Here is a 26,139-nt window from a genome sequence, read left to right on the forward strand (position 1 = left end):
GGCTGTCGTTGGATCAGGGGGTCGTGCGAAGTTCGGCTGGATGAGTGGAGGTGCGGTGGGCGGGCAACTAGGTGGCGAAGCCGTGTTCGAGGGCTGCGAGGGCTTGGTCGAGGTAGACGGTGAGGTCGGCGTCGGCGCGGGGGAGCCAGGCGTCGAAGGCGGCGCGGGCGGCGGCGAGGGTGGTGCGGCCGACGGCGAGGGGGATGAGGTCGTCCTCGGATTGGCCGAGGCGGTGGGCGGCGAAGGCGCTGACGGCGCGTTCCCAGGCGTCGTAGTGTGCTCCGGCGGTGGCGGTGAGGGCGGGGATGGTGCTGACCAACTGCATGCGGGTGCGTAGTTCGGGGACGTCTTCGGCGCGGTAGCGATTGGCGTTGACGACGACTCGGCGGACGGCGGTCATCATCGGTTCGTCGGCGGGGACGGTGGCGAAGGCGGTGTGCAGATTGGTGACCTCGTCGTCGAACCTGGCCCACAGGACCTCGGCCTTGGTGGGGAAGTAGCGGAAGAAGGTGCGCCCGCTGACACCGGCGGCGGCGGCGATCTGTTCGACGGTGGTGTTGTCGAAGCCCTGTTCGCTGAACAGCCGCATCGCGATCAGTTCCAGTTCGCGTTTGCTGGTGCCGCGTGGGCGGCCGCGGCCGGTGGTCGTGCCCGATGTCGTCACGGGAAAAGTATGTCAGCTCGGACGCCGTCCGAGGGCTTGATTTTGTCAGTGACTGACGTTAATCTCCGACCATGGAAGTGGCGGATCTCACGTGGCCGGAGGCAGGCGAACGCGCCGACCCCGGTGTGATCCTCGCGATACCGCTCGGCGCGACCGAACAGCACGGCCCACATCTGCCGCTGTCCACCGATACCGATATCGCGATGGCGCTGTGCCGGGGACTGGCCGGGCGGCGATCCGATGTCCTGGTCGCACCGGCGCTGCCCTACGGATCCAGCGGCGAGCACGCGGGTTTCTCGGGCACCCTCTCGATCGGGCAGGTCGCGCTGGAAATGGTCCTGGTCGAGTTGTGCCGATCGGCCACCGACACCTTCGACCGGATCCTGCTCGTCAGCGGACACGGCGGAAATCTGGAGCCGCTGCGCCGCGCCGAGACGCTGCTGCGCACCGAATCCCGCGACGTGCGCGGTCACTTCCCCCGCTACGAGGGCGATCCGCACGCGGGTCGCGCCGAGACCGCGCTGATGCTGGCGCTGCGACCGGAGACGGTCCGCGCCGCGCGCGCCGAGCCGGGCGACACCCGTCCGCTGGCCGAGGTGCTGCCGCTGCTGCGCACCGGCGGCGTGCGCGCGGTCAGCCCGAACGGCGTGCTCGGCGACCCCACCGGCGCGACCGCCGACGCGGGCACCGTCCTGCTCGATCAGCTGATCACCGACTTGTACGAAACGACCCGGCACTGGTGGCCGGTGGCCACACCCGAAAGGATCCATAGATGAATCCCTGGTTCGAAACCGTCGCCGAGGCGCAACGGCGCGCCAAGAAACGGCTGCCGAAATCGGTGTACGGCGCGCTGATCGCCGGCTCCGAGCGCGGCCAGACCATCGACGAGAATCAGCAGGCGTTCACCGAACTCGGTTTCGCGCCGCACTGCGCCGGATCGATCGGCGAGCGTGACCAGTCGACCAGCATTCTCGGACAGCCGCTGTCCATGCCGGTGATGATCTCGCCGACCGGCGTGCAGGCCGTGCACCCCGACGGTGAGGTGGCCGTGGCCCGTGCCGCCGCCGCCCGTGGCATCGCGATGGGACTCAGCTCCTTCGCCAGCAAGCCGATCGAGGAAGTCATCGCGGCGAATCCGTCGACCTTCTTCCAGCTCTACTGGTGCGGCAGCAAGGACGATCTGGTGCAGCGCATGGCCCGCGCCAAGGCGGCGGGCGCGGTCGGGCTGATCCTGACCCTGGACTGGTCCTTCTCGCACGGACGCGACTGGGGCAGCCCGGTCATCCCGGAGAAGCTGGACCTGCGCACCATGCTGAAGTTCGCACCGCAGACCCTGGCGCGGCCGCGCTGGCTGGCGACCTACGCGCGCTCGGGCCACATCCCCGACCTGACCGCCCCGAACATGGCGGTCGGTGGCGGTGCGGCGCCCGGCTTCTTCGGCGCGTACGGCGAGTGGATGAGCACCCCGGCCCCGGATTGGGACGACGTGCGCTGGATCGTCGAGCAGTGGGGCGGGCCGGTCATGCTCAAGGGCGTCATCCGGGTCGATGACGCGCACCGTGCGGTCGACGCGGGCGTCTCGGCGATCTCGGTGTCCAACCACGGCGGCAACAATCTCGACGGCACCCCGGCGGCCATCCGCGCGCTGCCGGTGATCGCCGACGCGGTCGGATCGCAGATCGAGGTGGTGCTCGACGGTGGTATCCGCCGCGGCAGCGACGTGGTCAAGGCTGTCGCCCTCGGTGCGCGCGCGGTCATGATCGGCCGCGCGTACCTGTGGGGCCTCGCCGCCAACGGCCAGGCGGGCGTGGAGAACGTGCTCGACGTGCTGCGCGGCGGCGTGGACTCGGCCCTGCTCGGCCTGCGCAAGACCGCGGTGACGGATCTGGATCGCTCCGACATCGTCGTTCCCGACGGTTTCGAGCGCGCGCTCGGAGTGCCCGCCAACGGTGTGCGGGCTGTGCAGGCCCCGGTGGAGGCCCCCGCGTCCGCGGAAACCCCCGCTGCCGCCGAATCCCCCGCGGCCGCCGCTCCCGCGGAACCCGCCGCGGTGGCCTCCGCGAGCTGATTCAGGCTTCCGGCTCGGCCGCCGGACGTCGATGGTGGCCGAGCAGCGCGTCGTAGATATCGGCGAGCGCGGTGAGCTGCTCGCGATCGAGTGCGTCGATCATGTGTCGGCGCACGCTGCTGACGTGCGCGGGCGCGGCGGTGTCGAGTACTTCGGCGCCGCGCGGGGTCAGGCGCGCCGCGGTGCGGCGGGCGTCGTCCGGGATGGGTTCCCGGACGACGAGCCCGCGCTTCTCCATCCGGGTGATCTGGTGCGAGAGCCTGCTCTGCGACCATTCCAATTTCTCGGCCAGATCCGCGAAGGTCAGCCGGTGGTCGGGGGCGTCGGCGAGGTTGGCGAGTACCGAGTACTCCACGAAGGTCAGATTCGAATCGCGTGCCGAATCGCGCCCGACCGCGGCGGCGACCAGGTCGCGCGTGCGCACGAAACCGATCCACGCCCGCGTCTCGACGTCGTCGAGCCATTGCGGTTCACTCACGACACCGCTTCGCTGCGCTCACTCACGGCAGCCCTCCAAACTCTGACCTGTGCACCGAAATCGTCGCGGCCCGATTCGGTCACGACAACTGCCAGGTTGAGAGGTAGCACCACCGGGGTTGAACGTGCAACCTTTCCCAGGGGTTACTGCTATGTAGGGTTGCCTTACCCATGGGCGTCGCGGGTCGGTGGATAGGCTCGCTCTGCTTGTGACCAGCCAGGCTCCGGCCCGGCCCGCCCGAAGGAGAGCGATCCGTGACCGCGCCGGAATTCCGCTATTCAGATCTGCTGCCGATCGGCGCGGACGACACGCCCTACCGGCTGCTGACCACCGAGGGTGTGAGCACCGTCGAGGCAGGCGGACGCACCTTCCTACAGGTGGAGCCCGATGTACTCCGAATGCTCACCGCCGAGGCGATGCACGACATCAGCCACTACCTGCGGCCCGCGCACCTGTCCCAGCTGCGCAAGATCATCGATGATCCGGAATCCTCCGGTAACGACCGCTTCGTCGCGCTCGACCTGCTGAAGAACGTCAACATCTCCGCGGGCGGCATCCTGCCCATGTGCCAGGACACCGGCACCGCCATCGTGATGGGCAAGAAGTCCGAGGGCGTGCTGACCGGGGCCGACGACGCCGAATGGATCAGCCGCGGTGTGTTCGACGCCTACACGAAATTGAATCTGCGCTATTCGCAGCTCGCCCCGATCACCATGTGGGACGAGAAGAACACCGGAACCAACCTGCCCGCGCAGATCGAGTTGTATTCGGCGCCGGGCGATCCCGCGCATCCGTCGTACAAATTCCTGTTCATGGCCAAGGGTGGCGGTTCGGCCAACAAATCCTTCCTGTACCAGGAAACCAAGGCGGTCCTGAATCCCACCAGGATGCTCGAATTCCTGGACGAGAAGATCCGTTCGCTCGGTACCGCGGCCTGCCCGCCCTATCACCTCGCGGTCGTCATCGGCGGCACCAGTGCGGAATTCGCGCTCAAGACGGCCAAATACGCGTCGGCGCACTACCTGGACTCGCTGCCCACCGAGGGGTCGCTCGCGGCCCACGCGTTCCGTGATGTCGAGCTCGAGGAAGAAGTCTTCAAGCTCACCCAATCCTTCGGGATCGGCGCGCAATTCGGCGGCAAGTACTTCTGCCACGATGTGCGCGTGGTGCGGTTGCCCCGGCACGGCGCGAGCTGCCCGGTGGCCATCGCGGTCTCCTGCTCGGCCGACCGTCAGGCGCTGGCCAAGATCACCGCGGAGGGCGTGTTCCTCGAACAGCTCGAGCGCGAGCCCGCCCAGTACCTGCCCGAGCAGACCGATTCCATCCTCGGCGGCGACGTGGTCCAGATCGACCTGAACCGGCCGATGTCGGAGATCCGCGACGAACTGTCGAAATACCCCGTCAAGACCAGGCTGTCGCTGACCGGTCCGCTGGTCGTCGCGCGCGATATCGCGCACGCCAAGATCAAGGAACGGCTCGACGCGGGTGAGCCGATGCCGGAATACCTGCGCGAGATGGCTGTCTACTACGCGGGCCCGGCCAAAACCCCCGACGGTTACGCCTCCGGTTCCTTCGGCCCGACCACCGCGGGCCGCATGGATTCCTACGTCGATCAATTCCAGGCCGCGGGCGGCTCGCACGTCATGCTCGCCAAGGGAAATCGTTCGGCGCAGGTGACCAAGGCGTGCAAGGAACACGGCGGGTTCTACCTGGGTTCCATCGGCGGCCCGGCCGCCCGCCTCGCCCTGGACTGCATCAAATCGGTCGAGGTGCTCGAATACCAGGAACTCGGTATGGAAGCGGTCTGGAAGATCGAGGTCGAGGATTTCCCCGCCTTCATCGTCGTCGACGACAAGGGCAACGATTTCTTCGCCGAAACCCAGAAGCCGATCGCCCTGCGGGTGCGGGAACGCTCCAAAGAGCGCGTCTGACCGCGACGGCGCGGGCAAGACCGCCATCATCGCAGGTCAGGGCCTATGTGTCGGTACCGCGACAGTCCGTCGTGAACGCCGAGACGCGGCTCACACGGTGGTAGTTGGTTAGTATTTCCCCATGGTTCCGACTGGCGAGAGGTCGCGCGGGCGGCTGGTCGCGACGCTGCTGGCCGTGCTGGCCCCCGCCGTGCTGGCCGCGACCGTGGCAGGGCCGACGGCGCTCGCCGCACCCACCGACACGTTCGTGGCGGTGGGTGCCGCAGCGGGAACCGAGGGGCTCGACCCGGCCCTGGCGCTGGCCTACACCCTCGCCGAGGATGCGGCTCACGCCGAGGGCGTACCGCTCTGGATCAACTCGGGATACCGCACCGAGGCCGAACAGCGGGCACTGTGGGACGACGGAATCGCCACATACGGAAGCCCCGACGCGGCGCGTCGATGGGTGCTGCCGCCCGAGGAATCGAGTCACGTCGCCGGTCGGGCGATCGATGTCGGCCCGCAGGACGGCGCGGGGTGGCTGGAAGCCAACGGTAATCGCTGGGGTCTGTGTCGGACCTACGAGAACGAGTGGTGGCATTTCGAGCAGGCCACCGTGCCGGGCGCGGCATGTCCGCCGTTGCGGTCCGACGCGAGCGAACGCTGAGCCCCCCGCCGGGCGGAGGCCCGGGGCCCGGCCGTGAGTCCGTGCGGAGCCGACGCCGATAGCCGTCGGTCGCGGCGGGTGCCCCGCCGACCACGACATCGTTGGCCGATCCACGGCGCGCGGCGAGTACCGCGACCACGAACGGGAAACCTGTCCGTTCCCGCCGCGGCCGACCGAGATCGTGCCCGCTGACGAAGTAGCGCGGATCGACTCCGAGGAAATCCGAAAGCAACAGGCGCGCAGGGTAAACCGAGGTGCGGCTGGTCGAGCTCGGCGCGCCGTCGAGCTCGACCGACGGCACCGGGCCGACCATGAGACGGGACATCGCCGGCCCGTCGCATCCGATCGCGATATCGGGCAGCATCACCGGTTCGTCGGCATGGCCGAGGAACTCCATCCGGCTGATCGGGCCGATATCGCTATGTCCGGAAGTCAGCGCATCACTGAGGTTTTCGGGGGAATCCCGGACGAGGTCCGGGTCGATCTGGCTGCCGGTGCGGGGCAGACCCCACGGGATCGGCAGGTAGGTGAGGAGTTCGATGCGGGGCCTGCGCTGTCGTGACGGTCCGTGAGGTGACGGTCGGAAGACCGGGGGGTGACCGGCGACTGAGCGCATAGGCCAACTGTCGGTGAGAAACCCGCACTGCGGAAACCCCTACGTGGCCCCTAGTAGTCGGGTCTGGGACGTGAAAAACCCACGCTCGGGCCGTGATTCGGTACGCGGCGGTACACGGCGTCCAGAGCCGGCCGAAGGTCTAATACCTTGACCGACCGCGAACGTTCGTGCGTTAATTGGTCCGCACGAACGTTCGGTTAACCCAGGGTTGGGGTCTACGATGTGCGATCTCGTAGTCTGTGGCGAGGAGAGGTGTGGGCGCGATGGGCGATAGCGTCACGACAGCGGCGCCGGCCGGCGTGGAGTCGAAACGGGCACTTCTCCTCGCCGTCGTGGCCGCGTCGGTGGCCGCTACGCGGACGTTTTCGGCCGGGGCTACCGCAGCGCAATCGATGCTTGTGCTCGCAACGGCCGAAAGCGTGTGAATCGACTGATGTCATCGCAGACTCGGCAAATTGTCGGAGAACTCGTCGGATAAAGGAAGACGGACCGACTGTAATAAAAGGAAAGGGGAGTATCGGCAATGTCGATACTCCCCTCGGTCGTGCGAGGATCGTCGCCACCCTAGTGTTTTTTACGTTGTCTATTCCCATGTATGAAATGTGTTGTGCACCACACTAATTGGTGAAGTGGTCGAGTTGCCGAGGTCGCTGCCGGGGCTATGATCGAGACAGGTGGGGACAATGATGTCCGGGGCTAATATCCTGCCCGGGCGCGGCATTCGGTTGTTGCGCTGGATCGAACGAGGTGCGCTTTGAGTGCCGTTGAGAAGTGGTCACAGTCCGCCGAGGTATCGGAATATCTCCGCGATGTGGATTGGGTAAGTGCGGATGACATTTCACCGAAAATAATTTCAAACGGTCGGTTCTCCTCGAATGGAAATAGCTCGCAGTCTCCCGTGTGGACGGTTCGGTCGGCGCTGGCCCACCTGAGCCACGACGGCGCGGATCGATTGCGCGTCGCACAGTTGCTGGCCGTGGTGGATCAACCCACCGCGAGTCGCATTCTCGCGGAAGTGCTCGACGCCGATCCGGAGTGGGTGCGGGCGGTGATCCGGGAATTCACCGAGGCGGGCCTGGTGGCGTATTCGCGTTTTCGGCGGCGCGACATCCGCGAGGCGGTGGTGCGAGAGACGCCGTTGATGGTGCGTACCAGCATGCACCACCGCGTGGCGGGTGTGCTGCACGCGGGCGGTGCGCCCGCCATGCGGGTCGCCGATCATCTGGTGAGCGCGGGTACCGCACGTTTCCCGTGGTCGGTTTCGCTGCTGCGGGCCGCCGGGGGTGATGCCATCGCCGACGATCAGATCACCAGGGCCGTGGACTATCTGGAACTCGCGTCCAGATTGGCCGACGAGGACGAGCGGGCCATCATCTTGACGACCTTGGCCGTGGTGCGCTGGCGGCTGAGCCCGTCGACCTCGAGCCGCAGCTTCGGCCGGTTGATCGGGGCGCTGCGCGGTGGGTTGATACCCCCGCAGTGCGTGCCGATGGTGGCGCGGTACCTGCTGTGGCACGGACGCGCGGAAGAGGCCGCCGCGGCGCTCGATCAACTCGACGCGGCGGCGGACGGCGGCGACGCCACCGGGCCCGCGCGGCTCGCGGCGATGAACGAGTGGCTGGCGTGTAACTATCCGGGTGTACTCGAAGGCCGTACGGCAGCACCGGAGCCGGATCGCACGACCGTTCGGACCAGGTCGGCGTCCGTGGTCCGCACGGAGCCGGATGTCGAGGCCGCGCGGCTGCTGATCGACGTATTGACCAACGGCGCGAGCGTCGGGGCAGTGGCAGCCGCGCAACGTATGCTGCGCGGTCATCGGCTCGACGATCAAACCTTCGGCGCGCTCTTGATCGCCTTGGACTGTTTGACCTACAGCGATCAACTCGATGTGGCCGCCTCCTGGTGTGAAGCCCTGATGTTGGAGGCAGCGGCCAGGCGGGCGCCGACCTGGCAGTCGATCTTCGCGATCTGGCGATCGGCGATGTCGGTGCGCGAGGGCAATCTGCACGCTGCCATAGATCGCGCCTCGGGTGCGGTGGGGCGCATCAACAGCGAAAACCTCGGTACCTACACCGGACTGGCGGTGGCCAGCCTCGTCGCCGCGACCACGGCGGCGGGCAGATTCCGGGAGGCTGCCGCCTACCTGGATCACGCGCTGCCCAACAGCGTGCTCGAATCCCGAATCGGCCTGCAATTCCTCCACGCCCGCGGCCATTACCACATGGCGGTCGGCGCCTATGATCAAGCGCTCGAAGATTTCTCCGGCTGCGGCGAGCGGATGCGCCGCTGGAATATGGACGTCCCCGGGCTGGTGGCCTGGCGCAATGATCTGGCCGAACTCTATCTGCGACTAGGGGAGCCGCGTACCGCACGGCGCTGGGCCAGTGCCCATCTCGACCGGATCGGTGGCGTCGATCGGCATCGCACCGCCGGGGTGTCCGTGCGACTGATAGCGGCGAGCAGTCCGGTGCTGGACCAGGTCGCGCTGTTACGGCAGTCGGTGTCGATCGCCAACAGCGGTGGAAATCAGCTCGAACTGGCGACCGCGCTCGCGGCACTGTCGGACGCCTACCACGCGATCGGCGAACGCGACCGGGCACGCGCGGCGAATCGGCGCGCTACCCGACTGGCGGAGCAGTGCGGTGCCGAACCGTTGCGGATCCGGCTGGCCGGGCCACGCGGTGAGAACGCGCCGGCGCTGATGCCGTTGCCACAGCCGCAGCGTGCCCTCGACACTCTGAGCCCGGCCGAGTTGAAGGTCGCGGAACTGGCCGCCGCGGGTCGGCGCAATCGTGATATCGCCAAGGACCTGCACATCACGACCAGCACCGTCGAACAGCATCTCACGCGCGTCTACCGAAAATTGCGTGTCGCGCGCCGCTCCGATCTGGTCATCGTGCTGGCCGCCCCGGACCTCACCCCGGTACGCGAGGTCCGATGACCACCGCGCGTGCCCGCCGCGGCGCACGGGGCGTCGGCGGGATACGGCGATGAGCGACAAGTGGATTCGGCGCGCGCTGCCGCGAACCGATCCGGCGGCGCGGGTGATCTGTTTTCCGCACGCGGGTGGGTCGGCGAACTACTTCACCCCGCTGGCGCGCAAACTACCGCGGGCGATCGAACTGCTGGCGGTACAGAATCCGGGCAGGCAGGAGCGCTACCGGGAACCGCGCCTGGAATCGATCGTCGAACTCGCCGAGGCGGTGTTGCCGAGCGTGTCGACATGGTTGGACCGGCCGACGATCCTGTTCGGGCACAGTATGGGCGCGGCGCAGGCCTTCGAAGTCGCGCGAGGTCTCCCCGGCGGCGCGCCGGTCGTGCTCTTCGCGTCGGCGCGGCGCGCACCGTCGGTGATCCGGGTCGAGACCGTCCATCAACGGTCGGATCGCGCGATCATCGCCGAGATGCGCGCTCTCGGCGGCACCGATACGCGAGTCTTCGACGACGAGGAGACGGCGGCGCTGTACCTGCCGGTCATCCGTAGCGATTACCGTGCGGTCGAAACGTACCGATGCCCGGCCGAGGTGACCGTCGACTATCCGATCACGGCCCTGGTCGGTGACCGGGATCCCCGAGTCACCCGCGCCGATGTCGAGGCATGGCGTACACATACCACGGCGGAGTTCACGACCCATGTGCTGCCGGGCGGCCACTTCTACCTCGGCGACGAGCTCGACGCTGTCGCGGAGTTGCTCGGCGCGCGACTGTCCGTCGGGACGGGTGAAACGGGTGATCACCGGGGGTAGTCGTTCGGATCGCTCAGCCGACCGGTGCCGTGGCGCCCGGCATATCGTCGAGGGTGAGGCCACCTTCGATGGTGTTGGGAACACGACGCCGGTCCGGCGAGCCGAGGGCGGCGGTGAGATCGGTGCCGTCGTGCTCGGCGAGCAGTTCGCCGCTGTCCCAGACCAGCAGCGTCGCGCTGACGGTGTTGTCGGCGGCCGAATGGGCCAGGTCGTAGTGCGCGCACCCGGGGACGTGCGGGTAGGTGATCCACAGGTCGTAGCCGGTCATGAACAGGTCTAGATCGAATTGCACACTGAGACCGAGCAATTCGCTGCGCCCGTTGTCATCGACACCGGCGAACGCCTCGTCCAGCGCCAGCAGGCGCGGGGCCTGCGGATCGGCGGAATCGAGCATCACGTGCGCCGCGGCGAACAGCGGCAGGTGCAGCGACACCGACTGCTCACCGCCCGAGAGCGCGCTGTGCCGGGCCACGGTGAGTTTGTCCTCGCTGCCGTCGGCGGAGAGCAACGTGAACGAGAACACCCGCCAGGTGCGGTAATCGAGTGTGGCGGCGAGGATCTCGGGATAGGAACGCTCCGGATGCGCGGCCCGCGCGGCCCGGATCTCGGCGGCGAAATGCGAGCGGATCGCCGCGAGGTCCTCGGCGCCGAGGGCGGACGCGTCGCGCTCGAGCAATTTGCACACGGCGCGCGCGGCATCGGACAGACTGTCCGCGAGCACCCAGTGCACGCCGATGGTGTTCCCCGAGGACATGCGGCGCTGTTTCATCTCCGCGCCCATCCGCCCGATGAGTTCGCGGGCGTCGGTGGTGCGTTCGTGGATCTGCTGGGCCAGGCCGGTGAGCAGCGCGTCCTCCAGGATGCGCCGCTCGGCGTCGGTGAGCAGCAGTTCCTGATCGTGGCGGGCCCGATCGATGCGGCCGGCGAAATCGGCGAGCGCCGAGACGCCGTGCTCGTCGTGGACCTGGACGACGGTGAGTCCGTCGGCGGCGTCCCAGTGCAGCCGGTAGTCGCGTCCGGACGTGGCGAGCGCGGCGTCGAATTCCTGCAACGCCGTGGTGACCGCGCTGCGGGTGGACTTGCGGGCCGCCTCGCCCGCCCGCACCGACGCGGTGGCGACGGTGAGATTGTCGAAGAGTTCGGCCACCTCGTCCGGCAGGACCCTCGGCTCGGCTTCCGGCCCGGCCTGCGAGATCCGGTACAGCAGTTGTTCGGAGGTCGACCATGCCGCGTCACTGCTCGGCCAGCGGCTGTCGTCGGGCGCGCCGAGTAGCCGGAGCAGATCCGGCTGGGCGTAGGGGGCGAGCGCGCGCACGTCGGTGAGTACCTCGGTGAGCGCGGTGCCGAGGGATTCGTGCGCGGTGCGGTAGGCCGCCTCGGCGTCGCCGACCGCTTCGATCGCCTCGTTCGCGGCCTTGCGTGCGGCCTTCTGCTCGGCGCGGGCGGCCTCGATGCGCAGCCGCGCCGCCTCGAGTTCGCGGTCGATATCGGCCGCGCCCGCCCCGAGCGCCTCGCGCAGCGTCTCGAGTTTGCGCAACTGCTCCTGGTAACCGGCCTGCGCGGACTCGGCCTCCTCGGCGAACGCCTCGGCGACCTCGCGCGCCTCGTCGTGGCGGTCCGCCCCCTCCCGTTCGCGTTCGCGTTCGCGCTCGTGGTCGGCGCGCACGCGCAGCAGACCGGTGCCGCTGTTCTCGAAATGCCGGATCGCGGCCGCGAGGGCGTCGATCTCGCGCGGTTCGCGCGGTGTGCGATGTTCGGCGGCGACGGCCCGCAGCTTCTTCCCGACGGCGGCCGCGTCGGCGACCGCCTGGTCCAAGTCGCGTTCGGCCTGCGCCGCCGCTTCGGAACGGGACCGCAGCATGCCCGCGGCCTCGGAGACCGCGCGCAGGGCGCCGGTGACGGCCGACGGTCGCGGCAGCGCCTTCGCGGCCGCGCCGAGGCGCGCGAGTTCGTCGTCGGCGCTCGCCTCGTCGGCTTCGGCCCGCCGCGCGTCGGCACTCGCGGCGTCCAGCGCCGCCGTCAACTCCGCGAGACGGATCTCGCGCCGACGACCGCGCGCCGTCGCGCCGATGAATTCGGCGTCGGGTTTGTGGTGACGGCCGATCCGCACACCCTGGCGGAAATCGCCCGTCGTGCCGATCGTGGTGTCCGCGCCGGTCCGGTCGGGTTCGGATCCTGCGGCGTGCCGGTCGGCGTCGGATCCCGCGCCGGGCACGGCCGGGAAGTCGTCCAGCGAGACGGAGGCGAGGACGTCGGCGACCTCCCGCTTCGGCACCGCCAGTCGCTCGGAGGCATCCTCGACGACGAGCACATCGGCGAGGGTGCGCCCGGTCGGCCGCAGGGCGGGCGGCAGCGCGACGAGGAAATGCTCGGATCGATAGTCGCCGGGCCTCTCCGATTCGGCGCAGATCCACGCGTCGAGCAGATCGGCGGCCTGCAACGCGGCCTCGATCCCCGCGGCGGCGGCCGGGTCGACGTCGTCGGCGAAGCGGACCAGCTGCCACAGCGGTGCGCCGGGACGTCCGTCCCTGACATCGGTGCGCGCCGAACCGGGGGGCGGAGCGTCGTCGCGCTGCGCGGCCACCCGATCGCGTTCGGCACTCGACTCGCCGTGCCGCTCGTTCGCGGCCTCGCGCCGAGTCCTGGCATCGCTTCGCCGGGCCCGGATCTCGTCGAGCAGCGGTTCGGCCCGCTCGGCCAGCACCTCGGCGACACCCGCCGCATCCTCGGAACCGGCCGAGCGCAGCGCCGAATCCAGTTCCCGCAGCAGATCTTTCGCGACGGGGGAGTAGAGCTCGCGATGCCGCTCCCACCACGCGCGCAGCGTCGTCGCCGAATCGCCGCGCGCCACTTCCACGGCCGCCTCGGCCGCCGCGACCTCGGCCTCGGCCGCCTCGCGCAACCGCACCGCGCGTTCGGCCAGTCGTTCGGCCCTGGTCCGTTCGGCCGCCGCTGATTCCACGAGTCCGAGCGATTTCCTGACCGCGCGCACATCGGCGTCGCGTTCCTCGGCCCGGGCACGGACGGTCGCGGTGAGGGTGTCGGCACGGGCCTCGGCCGACGGCGCGGTCCAGTCGATGCCCGCTTCCTCGGCGGCGGCACGTAATTCGTCCTCGCCCCGTGCCAGCGCGGCGGCCGCGTTCGTGACCGCGGTGCGGGCACGTTCGGCTTCCTGGGCGCGCTGGTCGAGCGTCTGCGCCGCCTTGAGCGCCTTGTCCCCGTGCACGCTCGCCGAGGTCTCGAGCCTGCGCACGGCGTCGGCGAGGTCGTCGAGTTGCTGTTTGCCCTCGTAGGCGCTGGAACGTTGCAGGGTCTCGCGGTCGGTCATGGCCTGTTCGTAGGCGCGGTCGGCGTCGTCGGCGCGGGCCTGCGCGCCGGTGCGGTCGGCGTCCCTGCGCTGCCGCAACGCGGTGGCGGCGAACAGGGCGGTACTCGCGTGGGTCACCGCGTCGAGCCTGGCCCGTACCCGGTCCAGATCGGTTCTGGCCTGAACCCCGAGATATTTGCGGTAGACGCCGACGAACGCCCGTGTCGCGCTGTCGGCGTGCACCAGCCCCTCCAGGGTGCGACCGACCTCCTCCATATCGCTGAACGAGCGGGCCGCGTCGAGGATCAGCTGTTCGTCGAGCGGTCGCAGGCCGTCGGTGAGCGCCTGCGACAGTCCGCGCGGGTCGAGATTCTTCGCCAGCTGCGGACGGCGCAGGGTCAGGATCAGATTGATGAGCTGGTCGTAGCGCTGCGCGCCGAGACCGAACATGCGGGCGTCGATGGCGGCCCGGTATTCGACCGGGCGGTCGACGATGGCGTCGGTGCCGATCTGTTCGGCGAGCTGTTTGCGGGTGAAGGGCCGGTCGTCGGGACCGATCAGGGAGAAATCGACACCGACCCGCCCGTCGGCGACGAAATACCAGCGGGTCACCTTGTCCGAGGACCGCGTCGCGCGCATGCCGATGCCGATGGTGACCGTCTCCGGGTCGTGCCACGCGCCGCGCGCGAATTCCATCCAGACGTAGGAGTAGGCGGATTCCTGTTTGCGGTAGAGCAGATTCGATTTCATGGTGCGCTCTTCGCCCGCGAACGGATTGAGCCTGCGCGGTTCGATCCGCCCGTCCAGGACGAACGGGAACAGCACCTCCAGCGCCTTGGTCTTGCCCGACCCGTTGGGGCCGCGCAACACCAGCCTGCCGTCGGCGAAACAGAACTCCTGGTCCCGGTAGTCCCAGAGGTTGACGATGCCCGCGCGGGTCGGGATGAATCGCACTCCACCGTGGATGACAGACATGCTCAGATCCCTTCCGTGCCGGTGCCACCGACCGTGTCGGCGGCGGTGACGAACAGTTCCTCGGCCCTGCGGGTGCGCACGGTGACGACCGCGCCGCGATAGCGGGCCAGCGCGGGCAGCACCAGCAGACCGTCGGCGGTGTCGCGGACCAGGCGCAGCCGTCGCAGCAATGCCACCACCTCGGCGGTGAGGCCAGGCACGTCGGCCTGCCACTGGGCGGCGAAGGTGACACCGTAGCGGTCGGTCAGCGCCTGCACGGTCTCGCCCACCCAGACCGAGTCGACGAAGGGGTAGGTCTCGGGTTCGGTGTCCGGGAAGTCGTCCTCGGGCAGGTCGTCGTCGGAGGACGCGTCCGGTGGGGTATCGGCCAGCGGCACGAACACCGTGGATTCGGGAATGGCGTCGTCGAGTTGCCCGGCCAGCGTCTGTTCCCGCTCGGGGACGAACGGACGTCGCGGGACCGGATTGTCGATGTCGAGTACCCGGTCCGCGATCTCGCCGACGAGCAGCAGCGCGACCTGGGCCAGGGTTCCGGTACCGGGAAAGCGGATATCGGACAGCCGCCCCGAGGTGTCGATCAGGACGACGCCCTCCGCCCTTCGCTCGGCCTTCAGCCCGGTGAACAGTTCCACCTCCGCGACGACCCGCTCCTGCGCGAGCAGCGTCCGCTCCTGCGGCGGCAGTTCGGCGGCGTAGACGACCGGACGTTCGACCAGGGTGCGTCGTACCCGGCGGGCCGCGTCGTCGGCGGGCCGCCCGCTCGCGGGGCTGTCCTCGGTGAGCAGTCCGCGCACGCTGTGCAGATGTTGCAGGGCGCGCGGCGGCCGGAACAGCGCGAAGACCACCGGCCGGTCGATGTCGTAGAGCGCCTCGCCGACCTCGGGATCCGAGGCCCAGCCGCCCGCGTCGCCGTCGGCCAGGGTGATCGCGCCTCGGGTGGCGAGCCAGCCGACCGCGTCGACGAAGGCGTCGCGGTCGCCCGCCCGGTCCGGGGCGAGTTCCAGACCGTCGATGCGCCCGGTGTACGCGGCGACCTGCTCGGCCAGCTCCGACAAGGTGACCTGGTCGCCCGCGCGGCCGAGCGCGGCGAGCGCCAGGGCCAGATAGGCGTAGCGGCGGCGGTCGAAGATCCGGTCGTTGACGGTGCGGGCGGGCCGGCCCGGATCCAACCGGTCGGCGATGGGGAACAGGCGCGCCGTGGTCTCGGTGACCTCGAGTCGGTAGCCGAAGAGTTCGGCCAGATCCTCGCGCAGTTCGGTGGCCCACCGGCGGATCAGCGGGAGCGCGACGCGATCCGGATAGGTTCTGGTGATCAGGTGGTTGGCCAGGATCACCCGGGCGGCGCGCTGATAGTTGTCCAGGACCAGCGCATCGATGCGGCGTGCGTGAATCATGCGCGGCCCCCGGATAGTTCACGAACGAGCGATGTCATTCCGTGCCCCCGTCCTGTCGATCCCCGTGCGCGGCGGGAGTCCGTGCCCGCCCCGGGCGCACCTCGAGTTTGCGGTTGTTCAGGTGCAGCAGTCCGCGCGCGGTGCGCACGACGGTGGAACCGGGATGTTCGGAGACGGTGAGGGTGACCCCGCTCTCCGAGCCCGTCGTCCCGGCGACCCGCCCGCTCACCGGCACCCAGGCGGTCGAGGCCGCGTCGAGCAGCCGCAGCAGTACCTCGGTCTCGCCCTCGTCCAGTTCGCGATCGTAGAGATCGGCGGCGGCCAGGGATTTCGCGGCCTCGGCGCGGGCCCGCTGGGCGTCGAGTTGTGACTGCCGGAGTCGGCGGATGCTCGCGTCGTTGCGCTGGATCCTGGCGGGAGCGCCCGGGCTCGGTGTTCTGCCGGTTTCGGCGAGGGTGCGCGAGATCTCCAGCGGCGGTGCGTCCCACCAGGACCTGGTCGCCGGGACGATGTCGGCATCGGGATGTTCCATCGCCAGGTGACGCGGGCGTCCGAGCCCGAATACCGCGTCGAACAGCGCGTGCGCGCTGTCGGCGTTCGGCGCGGCGGTGAACCATCCGGCCAGGTGCCGCAGCGCCGATTCCCTGCTGACCCCGCCGCGGCGGGTCTCGGTCACCCGCCGCAGCAGCGAGAGCACCGCGGCGATGGCGCTCATGGTGGCCTCGCGCAGGCGGTCGGCCTCGGTCGATTCGGTGTCGCCCGGTTTCACCGATTCCGGGGCCACGAACCAGGTGCGCAGACCCTGCCATCGGGCCCGCCAATCCGCGCGCCGCTGCGCGAGACTCAGCAGCACCCGTTCGTCGCAGCTCGCGGCGCGTTCGACGAGTTCGTCGACGCCGGTCTCCTCGATCTCACCGATCGCTTCCGCCAGCCGCGGCGCGAACCGGGCCAGATCGGTGCTGAACTCCCGCATATGCGCGAGCAGCGCGTCCTTGTGCCCGAGGAACGATTCGGGGGTGATCTCGGTGGTCCTGACCAGATCGCCGAGCGAGAGATAGAAATGCGCCGCCCGCGCCGCCATATCGGTGAGCGCCGCGTCGAGTCTGCGCAGCGTCCGATAGACCCGTTCGGCGTCGCCGCCGCGATTGGCTTCGGCCAGGGCACGCAGGTCCGCGAGCAGTTCGGGCAGCACCAGCCGCGACAGCGCGGCCTCGTCCACCCGCGCCTCCAGCACCCCGGTCACCGCGCGAAACGCCTGGAATCCGGCCTGCGAGAACTGGTACACGTAATGCCGGTTGCGGTATTCGGCCAGGGTCGCGGCCCTGGTCCCGTCGTAGCTGCGTTCCAGCACACCCCACTGGTGCAACTGGTCGAGCAGCGGGCCGATGTCGACGGCGGTCAGCGGTGGATTCTCGTCGCCGCTCTCGCGGCGGATCCACTCCGCGACGTCGTCGGCGTGCAGCAGCACCACGTACGCGGCGCGGGCGCCGTCGAAGGCCCGGAGCACCCACAGGTACTCGGCGCGCTTCTCCGCCGTCGCGAACGAGAACAGCCGCAGCCGCTCGTCCCGCGTGGCGGTGTCGGCGCTGATCGGGCCTTCGGCGGAGTCGGTCACCGGGAACAGGGTAGTAGCGGGCGGGTCGCCGCCCGTGCGAAAGGTCCCTTGTTCGGCGTGGCCCGGGTCCGGTTGTGCGCCCTCTTCGCGCTGGATGCTCGAGAGTTGCCACACCTCACGATATTTCACGCCGCCCGTCCTCGACGAGGACGACGCCACGGTGCGCGGCATCGGTTCGCGGCGGCCCCCGGCACGCGGGGGCCGCCGTCGGTGGACGATGAATTCGACTGTGTCGGTGTACGAACCGGTCGGTCGCTACTCCGTGGATATCGAACGCAGTTGATCCAGGTAGGCCAGGGTGCCCGGATCTCCCGGATACCGTGCGATGATCTCGCGCGCCGTCTCGCCCGCGATCCACATCAGCGACGGCAGCGAGCGACGTTTGCCCGCGAATGCCCGGGTGCCCTCCGCCACGGCACGTTCCAGATCGCGGTCGCGGACCGCCACCACGGCCAGGGTGAGGTGCGCCTCGGAGATGCGCATCGGATTGCGTACGGAGCCGTCGGCATTGGTCGAGGTGCGAATGACCTCGCGGGCGTAGACCTCGGCCATCTTGTCCTCGCCCGCGACGCGGCAGCAGTCCATGGCGTAGAAATCGAATTTCTGCGGATCCACCACGAAATGGTTGTCCAGATCGATCGGATGAACCAGGCGTTCGAGTACCGCGCGTCCGGTGTCGAGCGCGCGCTCGACCTCGCGGCGATCACCGAGCCTGGCCCACGCCTTGGCGCGCTGCGCCGCCAGTTGCACCTCGACCCCGAGGTTGCCCGCACCGCGCGGTGCGGTGTCGACGGCCTCGATGGCGCCGCGGTAATTGCCCTGGGTCAGGGCGAACCAGGCCGCCATTTCCGCTGCCCAGCCGACGATTTCGGGGTGGTCCGCCTCTTCGCCGAGCGAGCGGGCGGCGCGCCTGGTCGCCTCGGCGGAGGTGCGCCTACCCAGGTCGTAGTCCACGCAGCCCACGAGCAGGGCCACCCATCCGGCCAGTACCAGGATCTCGCGGTGCTGGGCGAGGGTGAGCCTGCCGTCGAGCAGCGAGGTGATCCGGCGCAGCCACGAGGTGCCTTCGGCGTGCAGCGCGTGCGGGTCGGCGACGGGATATTCGCAGCACAGTCGCTCGGCGGTGATGCGGATCGCGTCCAGCGTCGCCGCCGACACATCCGACATCCGCAATCTGCCGATGAACTCGACGGTGTCCATGCCTGTGGCCGAAAGCAGTTCGTCGTCTCGGCTCGGCCGGGCCTTGGGAAAGAAAGCGGCGGTTACCGTGTCGAAGGCGGCGGCGATGATGGGAGCGTAGAAATCGTCCGGGCGTGATTCGCCCGACTCCCAGCGTCGCCAGTTACGTAGCAGCGTACTGTCCGTCGGCAGATTATGAGATGCCTTGGCGCGCATCACGCGGACGGCATCTGCCTGTGACCACCCCCTCGCATCACGTTCGGAACGCATTCGGACAGCCCAGACGGGACGATCGTCACCTATGGCCACGCCTGTAGTATCGCACCAGTTAACGATCGGTGGACCGGATAGGGCAAGTGGATGTCACTGGGTTGACATCTGCATTTGCACGATTGCGTCCGACATCCTGTAAGAGAGCCGACAGGTTGCCGGCCCTACGGCAGGACCCCGATTCGCAGGACTGTAGGCGGCCTCGCCGCCAGGCTCGACGGTTTGCTGCGGCACCGGGTTTCGGTGCCGTGCCGATAGTGCTCGACCGTGTGCTCCAACTCCGCCGTGCGCGGCGCCCGCGGTACACAACTTCGTGTACGCCTCGTCTGCGGGCAGCGCGCAACCTCGGGGTGATCCGAAAACAGAACAGCGACCCAATCCAACGGAGGTTCGGGTGGAAGCGTTGATCTATGGATACGTGCGCGACGATCTCGCCGAAGGCCACGGCGAGGAACTCGAGGATGCGATGAGCACGCTCGCCCGTGCCGAAGGGCTCTGTTTCGCCGCGACATTCCATGAATCGACGTCGGGAGACGGCACGGCGTTCGCGGAACTCACGGCCGAACTCCGCCGTGCCGACGCCCATCACGTCGTGGTGCCCTCACTGGATCACTTTGCGGGCCAGACGATTCCGCGCGACATCCTCATCGCGAAACTGGCGCAGGACGCGGCGGCGCGGGTGTGGACCGTCGACAACGCCGAACTCGTCCGAGCGGTGGTCGCCACCGGAACCGAGTGAACCATGGGGAGCGGCCGATCCCCGCGCCGACGCGGGGATCGCCGTGACCGGAATCGATTACAGCCCGAAGCTGCCGGGACCGCGCCTGCGCAGGTACTTCTCGAATTCGGCCGCGATGGCGTCACCGTCGATCTTCGCGATCGCGTCGTTGATATCGACCGCCGCGTCACCGCGCTCCTCGAGCGAGCGGACGTATTCGCTGATCTCGTCGTCGCCGACGGTCATCTCGTTGACCGCGACCTCCCAGTCCTCCGACTGCGTGGGCAGCTCGCCGAGCGGCACCTCGATATCGAGCACATCCTCCACCCGGTGCAGCAGCGCGATGGTCGCCTTGGGATTGGGCGGTTGCGAGACGTAGTGCGGCACCGCCGCCCAGAACGACACCGCGGGCACCCCGGCCTTGACGCACTGATCCTGGAGGACGCCGGTGATCCCGGTCGGTCCCTCGTACCGGGTCTGCTCGAGGTTGAAGCGTTCGGCCGCTTCCTTGCTGTACGCCGATCCGGTGACGGGAACCGGGCGGGTATGAGGTGTGTCGGCCAGCAGCGCGCCCAGGATCACGACGGTCTGCACACCGAGTTGTTCGATGAATTCCAGCAGATCCGCGCAGAAACTGCGCCAGCGCATATTCGGTTCGATACCGCGCAGCAGCACGATGTCACGGTCGCTTCCCGGCGGCGAACAGACCGAGAGCATGGTGGACGGCCACTGGATTTCCCTGGTCACACCGTCGACCTGGCGCACCGTCGGACGGTTGACCTGGTAGTCGTAGTAGTCCTCGGAATCGAGTTCGGCCAACGGTTCGGCGTCCCAGATCAGTTCCAGATGTTCGACGGCGCCGCTGGCGGCGTCGCCCGCGTCGTTCCAGCCTTCGAAGGCGGCGACCAGCACCGGATCCCGCAACGTCGGCAGTTCCGAATCGGGAGTTTCACTGGGGTTCACCCGGTCAGCCTAATGTCTGTGATGGATCGGCGCGCACACGACGCGATCGGTTTTCCCGTTCCCCCCGATACCCTCTTACTGAAAATTTTCCGGTCCGAAGCATTCCCGGTACTACAGACCCACCGCCCGCCGCGATGTGGCGTGGCCCACGCGGACGCCCTCGGCGATGACGTAGCTGCCTGGACTGTCGGGCCCGCCTACTAGGCTTGTAGCCATGTCTGCGCCCGATTCCTCCGCGTTCGATACCACGCTTCTCGACACGCTCGCCCGGCGTGTCGTCATCGGTGACGGCGCGATGGGCACCATGTTGCAGGACGCCGACCTCACCCTCGACGATTTCCGCGGGCTGGAGGGCTGTAACGAGATCCTCAACGACACCCGTCCCGACGTGCTGCGCGCCATCCATCGCGCGTATTTCGAAGCGGGCGCGGACGCCGTCGAGACCAATACCTTCGGCTGCAATCTGCCGAACCTGGCCGACTACGACATCGCCGACCGGATCCGCGATCTGTCCGAACGCGGGACCAGGCTCGCGCGCGAGGTCGCCGACGAGATGGGGCCCAGCGCCGACGGCACGCCCCGCTACGTCCTCGGTTCGATGGGCCCAGGCACCAAACTTCCCACCCTCGGCCACGCGCCCTACGCCGCGCTGCGCGACGCCTACACCGAATCGGCGCTCGGCATGCTCGACGGCGGGGCCGACGCCATCCTGATCGAAACCTGCCAGGACCTGCTCCAGGTGAAGGCGGCGGTCACCGGCAGCAGGCGGGCGATGCGGCGCCTGGGTCGCCGGATTCCGATCATCACCCACGTCACCGTGGAGACCACCGGCACGATGCTGGTCGGCAGTGAGATCGGCGCCGCCCTCACCGCGCTGGAACCGCTCGGCATCGACATGATCGGGCTGAACTGCGCGACCGGCCCGGCCGAGATGAGCGAACACCTGCGACATCTGTCCCGGCACGCGCAGGTGCCGGTGTCGGTGATGCCGAACGCGGGTCTGCCGGTACTCGGCGCCAAGGGCGCGGAGTACCCGCTCACGCCGGAGGAACTGGCCGTCGCGCTGCGCGGTTTCGTCTCCGAATTCGGTCTCGCGCTGGTCGGCGGCTGCTGCGGTACGACGCCCGAACACATCCGGCAGGTGACGGCCGCGGTCCGCGAGGTCGAGCCCACCCTCGCCCCGCCGACCGAGCGCAGGCATCCCGAGCACGAGCCGAGCGTGTCGAGTGTGTACACGGCGGTCCCCTTCCAACAGGACGCCTCGGTCCTGATGATCGGCGAGCGCACCAATGCCAACGGCTCCAAGGCATTCCGCGACGCCATGCTGGCCGAGGATTGGCAGAAATGCCTGGATATCGCCAAGGACCAGACCAGGGACGGCGCGCATATGCTCGATCTCTGCGTCGACTACGTCGGCCGTGACGGCACCAAGGACATGGAGGCGCTCGCGAGCCGCCTCGCCACGTCCTCGACCCTCCCGATCATGCTCGACTCCACCGAGACCCCGGTGCTCGAGGCGGGGCTGGAACACCTCGGCGGTCGCTGCGCGGTCAACTCGGTGAACTACGAGGACGGCGACGGTCCGGATTCACGCTTCCAGCAGACGATGCGACTGGTCGCCGAACACGGCGCCGCCGTGGTCGCGCTGACGATCGACGAGGAGGGCCAGGCCCGCACCGCGGAGAAGAAGGTGGAGATCGCCGAACGATTGATCGCCGATATCACCGAGAACTGGGGCGTGCTCGAGAGCGACATCATCATCGACACTCTCACCTTCACCCTCGGCACCGGCCAGGAGGAGTCGCGCCGCGACGGCATCGAGACCATCGAGGCCATCCGACTGCTCAAGAGCAGGCATCCGCGGGTGCAGACCACGCTCGGGCTGTCGAATATCTCCTTCGGCCTGAATCCGGCGGCGCGCCAGGTGCTCAATTCGGTCTTCATGAACGAATGCGTGCAGGCGGGCCTGGATTCGGCCATCGTGCACGCCTCGAAGATCCTGCCGATGGCGCGCATCCCGGAGGAACAGCGCGAAACCGCGCTGGATCTGGTCTACGACCGCCGCGGTGAGGATTACGACCCGCTGCAGAAACTCATGGGTCTGTTCGAAGGGGTGTCGACCTCGTCCTCGCGTGCCTCGCGCGCCGAGGAATTGGCCGCGTTGCCGCTGTTCGACCGGTTGGAACGGCGCATCGTCGACGGGGAGAAGGCCGGGATGGACGCCGACCTCGACGAGGCCATGCACGAGGTTCCGCCGCTGCGGATCATCAACGAGACGCTGCTTTCGGGGATGAAGACCGTCGGCGAACTGTTCGGCTCCGGTCAGATGCAACTGCCCTTCGTGCTGCAATCGGCCGAGGTCATGAAGACGGCGGTGGCCTATCTCGAACCGCATATGGAGGCCACCGACGATTCGGGTAAGGGGCGCATCGTCCTGGCCACCGTCAAGGGCGACGTGCACGACATCGGCAAGAACCTGGTCGACATCATCCTGTCCAACAACGGATACGAGGTGGTCAACCTCGGTATCAAACAGCCGATCGCGACCATCCTCGACGCCGCCGTGGACAAGAAGGCCGACGTGATCGGCATGTCCGGGCTGCTGGTGAAGTCGACGGTGGTCATGAAGGAGAACCTGCAGGAGCTCAATTCCAGGGGCGTGGCCGATCAGTTCCCGGTCCTGCTCGGCGGCGCCGCGCTGACTCGCGCCTATGTCGAGAACGATCTCACCGAGGTCTACGAGGGTGCGGTGCACTACGCGCGCGACGCCTTCGAGGGTCTGCGCCTGATGGACGAGATCATGACCGTCAAACGTGGCGGCGGCATCGATCCGAACAGCCCGCAGGCCGTCGCCGAACGGGAGAAGGCGGCCGAACGCAAGGCCCGCCACGAGCGGTCCAAGCGCATCGCGGAGAAGCGCAAGGCCGCCGAAGTGCCGGTCGTGGTGCCGGAACGGTCCGATGTCGCGGCCGATCTGCCGGTCCCGGTTCCGCCGTTCTGGGGCACCCGGGTCGTGAAAGGACTCTCGCTCCAGGAATATTCGGGTCTGCTCGATGAGCGGGCGCTGTTCCTCGGACAGTGGGGCCTGCGCGGTCAGCGCGGCGACGAAGGTCCCAGCTACGAGGAACTGGTGGAAACCGAGGGCAAGCCGCGGCTGCGGTACTGGCTCGACCGGCTGTCCACCGAGGGCGTGCTGCAACACGCAGCGGTCGTGTACGGCTATTTCCCGGCGGTGTCCGAGGGTGACGACGTCATCGTGCTGACCGAACCGGATCCCGGCGCGCCGCAGCGGTATCGGTTCACCTTCCCCCGTCAGCAGCGCGATCGCTTCCTCTGCATCGCGGACTTCATCCGCTCCAGGGAACAGGCGGAGAAGGCCGGACAGGTGGACGTGCTGCCGTTCCAGCTGGTCACCATGGGGCAGCCGATCGCCGATTTCGCCAACGAACTCTTCGCCGCCGACAACTACCGCGATTACCTCGAGGTACACGGCATCGGCGTGCAGTTGACCGAGGCGCTGGCCGAGTACTGGCATCGCCGGGTCCGCGAGGAACTGGTGCTGGAAGGACACGCGGTGGCCGAATCCGATCCCGCCGACGTGGCCGACTATTTCAAACTCGGCTATCGCGGCGCGCGCTACTCCTTCGGCTACGGCGCCTGCCCGGAACTGGAGGATCGCGCGAAGCTGGTGGATCTGCTCGACGCCAACCGGATCGGCGTCGTGCTGTCGGAGGAGTTGCAGTTGCACCCCGAACAGTCCACCGACGCCTTCGTGCTGCTGCATCCGGAGGCGAAGTACTTCAACGCCTGACACCGACGGGGCCGCGGGTGAACTCGATACGCGCGCGGCCCGACTGTGATCGTGCTCACTGTCGTTCGTGCGCGTCTCGTCCCGCTTTCCTCCGTGGTTCGCGACGCGGTCGCGGGCGTGTAATGCCCTGGTGTCGAACGAATATCGCACCGCGATGGCTACCGGCCGGTACGGTGGGTGCGCGGACGGGCTCGCGCTGTTCGGGCGGCCGGTTCGCCTCTCGACAGGGGCATGGCTGGATGTCTGTCGGGTGGGTATGTCATTGTCGACACTGTTGCAACTGCATCCGGAGCAGTCGGCGGATGCTAACGCTGGAGTGTGTGGGTGCAAAGCATTACGGCGCGTAGGATTTTCGAAGGCCACAGGAGGTTCCTGACGCGCGGTAGTGCTGGATGGCTCGGCGTGGCGCAGGAGGGCACAACCACATGACGGCGGATCGGTTGATCGCTGGAAGGTATCGGCTCGCGGATCCGATCGGCAGCGGAGCCATGGGAGTGGTGTGGCGCGGCACCGACGTTCGGTTGCGCCGCACGGTGGCGGTCAAGCAATTGCTGCTCGCCTCCACCCTGTCGAATTCCCAGGCGCTCGAGGCGAAATTGCGGGCGATGCGCGAGGGCAGGATCGCGGCCAGGCTGCACCATCCCAACGCCATCACCGTCTTCGACGTGGCGGAGGAAGACGGCCAGCCCTGGCTGGTGATGGAGTACATGGACGCGCCGAGTCTGGCCGCCAAACTCTCCGGCAAGCGCACACTTCCACCGATCGAGGTCGCCCGTATCGGCGCGCAGGCCGCGGCCGCGCTGGCCGTCGCGCACGCCGCGGGCATCATGCACCGCGATGTGAAACCCGCCAATCTGCTCGTCGCCGACGACGGCACCGTGAAGATCACCGATTTCGGCATCTCCCGTGCCGTCGGCGACGTGACCGTGACCGCGACCGGATTCCTCGCGGGCACCCCCGCCTACCTCGCCCCCGAGGTGGCGCGCGGGGAGGATCCCGAACCGGCGTCCGACGTCTTCGCGCTCGGCTCGACGCTCTACGCCGCGGTGGAGGGTTCGCCACCGTTCGGCGAGGGCGACAACCCGCTCGCGGTCCTGCACGCCGTCGCGCGTGGCGAGGTAGCGGCACCGCGCAACGCGGGACCGCTCGGCCCGGTGCTGATGCGGCTGTTGGCCGGGACCGTCGAGGCGCGGCTGACCATGCAGGAGGCCAAGGAGGCGCTGGAAGCCGTCGCCGCGGGCCGAGTTCCGGAACTTTCCTCCGTACCGGTGGTGACCGCCATCCTGCCCGCGCCGGGCGGAGACGCGGGCGCGACCGCCGTACTCGGCACCTCCGCGACCGGGGCATCGGGAAATGCCACCGACGCCACCGAATTCGTGCCGATTTCCAGTCCGACGCCACCGCCTCCGACCCGGCCGGGCGGTACTCTCGCCGGCCTCGGCGGCGGCTCGAATCCGCGCGGACCGGACAAACAACTGCTCGGTGTCGCCGCGGCCGTGGTGGTGGCGCTGCTCGTGGTCATCGCCCTGATCGTGACCGTGCAGAACGGCGGCGACGATTCGCCGACCGCGGCCCCGCCCACCGGTGGCGAGTCGACGAACGCTCCGGTCGCGCCGTCCTCCGGCGCGGGCGGCGGTTCGATCATGGAGCAACCGTCGCAGACCGCGCCCGGAGCCCCGCCCGCCGCGAGCGCGTCACCGTCGGCGTCCACGCCACCGCCGTCGAGCACGACCGCCCCGCCGCCGACCACGCCTGCCC

16 protein-coding genes and 1 pseudogene are annotated in these 26,139 nt (G+C 68.7%); 9 read left to right on the forward strand and 8 right to left on the reverse strand.

Going from position 1 to position 26,139, the window contains the following annotated elements:
* Positions 1-67: 67 nt before the first annotated feature.
* Positions 68-664, reverse strand: coding sequence for a mycofactocin system transcriptional regulator MftR (gene mftR, locus JZ792_RS35410; protein ID WP_216917266.1), 597 nt, complete (start codon positions 662-664; stop codon positions 68-70).
* A gap of 71 nt (positions 665-735) precedes the next feature.
* On the opposite strand from mftR, the gene mftE reads away from it, so the two are divergent.
* Together mftE and mftD are read left to right on the forward strand one after the other, a co-directional pair.
* A complete protein-coding gene (mftE, locus tag JZ792_RS35415) occupies positions 736-1,440 on the forward strand; it encodes a mycofactocin biosynthesis peptidyl-dipeptidase MftE (protein ID WP_216917267.1) in 705 nt (234 codons plus the stop codon).
* Complete coding sequence (gene mftD, locus JZ792_RS35420) at positions 1,437-2,732, forward strand: pre-mycofactocin synthase MftD (protein WP_216917268.1); 1,296 nt, start codon at positions 1,437-1,439, stop codon at positions 2,730-2,732. Before mftE ends, mftD begins: the two co-directional genes overlap by 4 nt.
* Before the next feature lies 1 nt (position 2,733).
* Here the strand turns inward: mftD and JZ792_RS42415 are convergent, their stop codons facing one another.
* Positions 2,734-3,210: a MarR family winged helix-turn-helix transcriptional regulator gene (locus tag JZ792_RS42415; protein ID WP_216917269.1), complete on the reverse strand. Its 477-nt coding sequence runs from the start codon at positions 3,208-3,210 to the stop codon at positions 2,734-2,736.
* A 254-nt stretch (positions 3,211-3,464) separates the two neighbouring features.
* Between JZ792_RS42415 and JZ792_RS35430 the strand changes: the two genes are divergently transcribed.
* Positions 3,465-5,141, forward strand: coding sequence for a fumarate hydratase (locus JZ792_RS35430; protein WP_216917270.1), 1,677 nt, complete (start codon positions 3,465-3,467; stop codon positions 5,139-5,141).
* A 121-nt stretch (positions 5,142-5,262) separates the two neighbouring features.
* Positions 5,263-5,787 carry a M15 family metallopeptidase gene (locus JZ792_RS35435; RefSeq protein WP_216917271.1) on the forward strand — a complete coding sequence of 175 codons (525 nt, stop codon included), beginning with the start codon at positions 5,263-5,265 and terminating at the stop codon, positions 5,785-5,787.
* A 247-nt stretch (positions 5,788-6,034) separates the two neighbouring features.
* Here the strand turns inward: JZ792_RS35435 and JZ792_RS35440 are convergent.
* A pseudogene (locus tag JZ792_RS35440) lies at positions 6,035-6,403 on the reverse strand (MqnA/MqnD/SBP family protein); the annotation flags it as partial.
* A gap of 898 nt (positions 6,404-7,301) precedes the next feature.
* On the opposite strand from JZ792_RS35440, the gene JZ792_RS43130 reads away from it, so the two are divergent.
* Both JZ792_RS43130 and JZ792_RS35450 read left to right on the forward strand, forming a co-directional pair.
* On the forward strand, positions 7,302-9,344 hold the full coding sequence (locus JZ792_RS43130) for a helix-turn-helix domain-containing protein (protein WP_216917272.1): 2,043 nt from the start codon (positions 7,302-7,304) through the stop codon (positions 9,342-9,344).
* A gap of 49 nt (positions 9,345-9,393) precedes the next feature.
* Positions 9,394-10,149 carry a thioesterase II family protein gene (locus JZ792_RS35450; protein ID WP_216917273.1) on the forward strand — a complete coding sequence of 252 codons (756 nt, stop codon included), beginning with the start codon at positions 9,394-9,396 and terminating at the stop codon, positions 10,147-10,149.
* Positions 10,150-10,162: 13 nt separating this feature from the next.
* Here the strand turns inward: JZ792_RS35450 and JZ792_RS35455 are convergent, their stop codons facing one another.
* The 4 genes from JZ792_RS35455 to JZ792_RS35470 all read right to left on the reverse strand — a co-directional run bounded on the left by JZ792_RS35455 (position 10,163) and on the right by JZ792_RS35470 (position 18,835).
* Positions 10,163-14,431 (reverse strand): TIGR02680 family protein, encoded by a 4,269-nt coding sequence (locus tag JZ792_RS35455; protein ID WP_216917274.1) that lies wholly within the window; start codon positions 14,429-14,431, stop codon positions 10,163-10,165.
* A gap of 2 nt (positions 14,432-14,433) precedes the next feature.
* Positions 14,434-15,822 (reverse strand): TIGR02678 family protein, encoded by a 1,389-nt coding sequence (locus tag JZ792_RS35460; RefSeq protein ID WP_216917279.1) that lies wholly within the window; start codon positions 15,820-15,822, stop codon positions 14,434-14,436.
* A 37-nt stretch (positions 15,823-15,859) separates the two neighbouring features.
* Positions 15,860-17,440, reverse strand: coding sequence for a TIGR02677 family protein (locus tag JZ792_RS35465; RefSeq protein ID WP_308165584.1), 1,581 nt, complete (start codon positions 17,438-17,440; stop codon positions 15,860-15,862).
* 255 nt (positions 17,441-17,695) lie between these two features.
* A complete protein-coding gene (locus tag JZ792_RS35470) occupies positions 17,696-18,835 on the reverse strand; it encodes an NsdA family TPR-like regulatory protein (protein WP_109527109.1) in 1,140 nt (379 codons plus the stop codon).
* 448 nt (positions 18,836-19,283) lie between these two features.
* Here JZ792_RS35470 and JZ792_RS35475 point away from each other — a divergent pair, with 448 nt between their 5' ends.
* Positions 19,284-19,628 carry a hypothetical protein gene (locus JZ792_RS35475; protein WP_216917275.1) on the forward strand — a complete coding sequence of 115 codons (345 nt, stop codon included), beginning with the start codon at positions 19,284-19,286 and terminating at the stop codon, positions 19,626-19,628.
* A gap of 57 nt (positions 19,629-19,685) precedes the next feature.
* Here JZ792_RS35475 and JZ792_RS35480 read toward each other — a convergent pair whose 3' ends face one another.
* Entirely contained in the window at positions 19,686-20,570 is an 885-nt protein-coding gene (locus tag JZ792_RS35480; RefSeq protein WP_216917276.1) for a PAC2 family protein, read from the reverse strand.
* A gap of 214 nt (positions 20,571-20,784) precedes the next feature.
* On the opposite strand from JZ792_RS35480, the gene metH reads away from it, so the two are divergent.
* Both metH and JZ792_RS35490 read left to right on the forward strand, forming a co-directional pair.
* A complete protein-coding gene (gene metH, locus JZ792_RS35485) occupies positions 20,785-24,381 on the forward strand; it encodes a methionine synthase (protein WP_216917277.1) in 3,597 nt (1,198 codons plus the stop codon).
* Positions 24,382-24,806: 425 nt separating this feature from the next.
* Positions 24,807-26,139 (forward strand): serine/threonine-protein kinase (locus tag JZ792_RS35490; RefSeq protein ID WP_216917278.1); only part of this gene is annotated, 1,333 nt, incomplete at its 3' end.

The organism is Nocardia noduli (assembly GCF_019038455.1).
In the GTDB taxonomy this organism is placed as follows: domain Bacteria; phylum Actinomycetota; class Actinomycetes; order Mycobacteriales; family Mycobacteriaceae; genus Nocardia; species Nocardia noduli.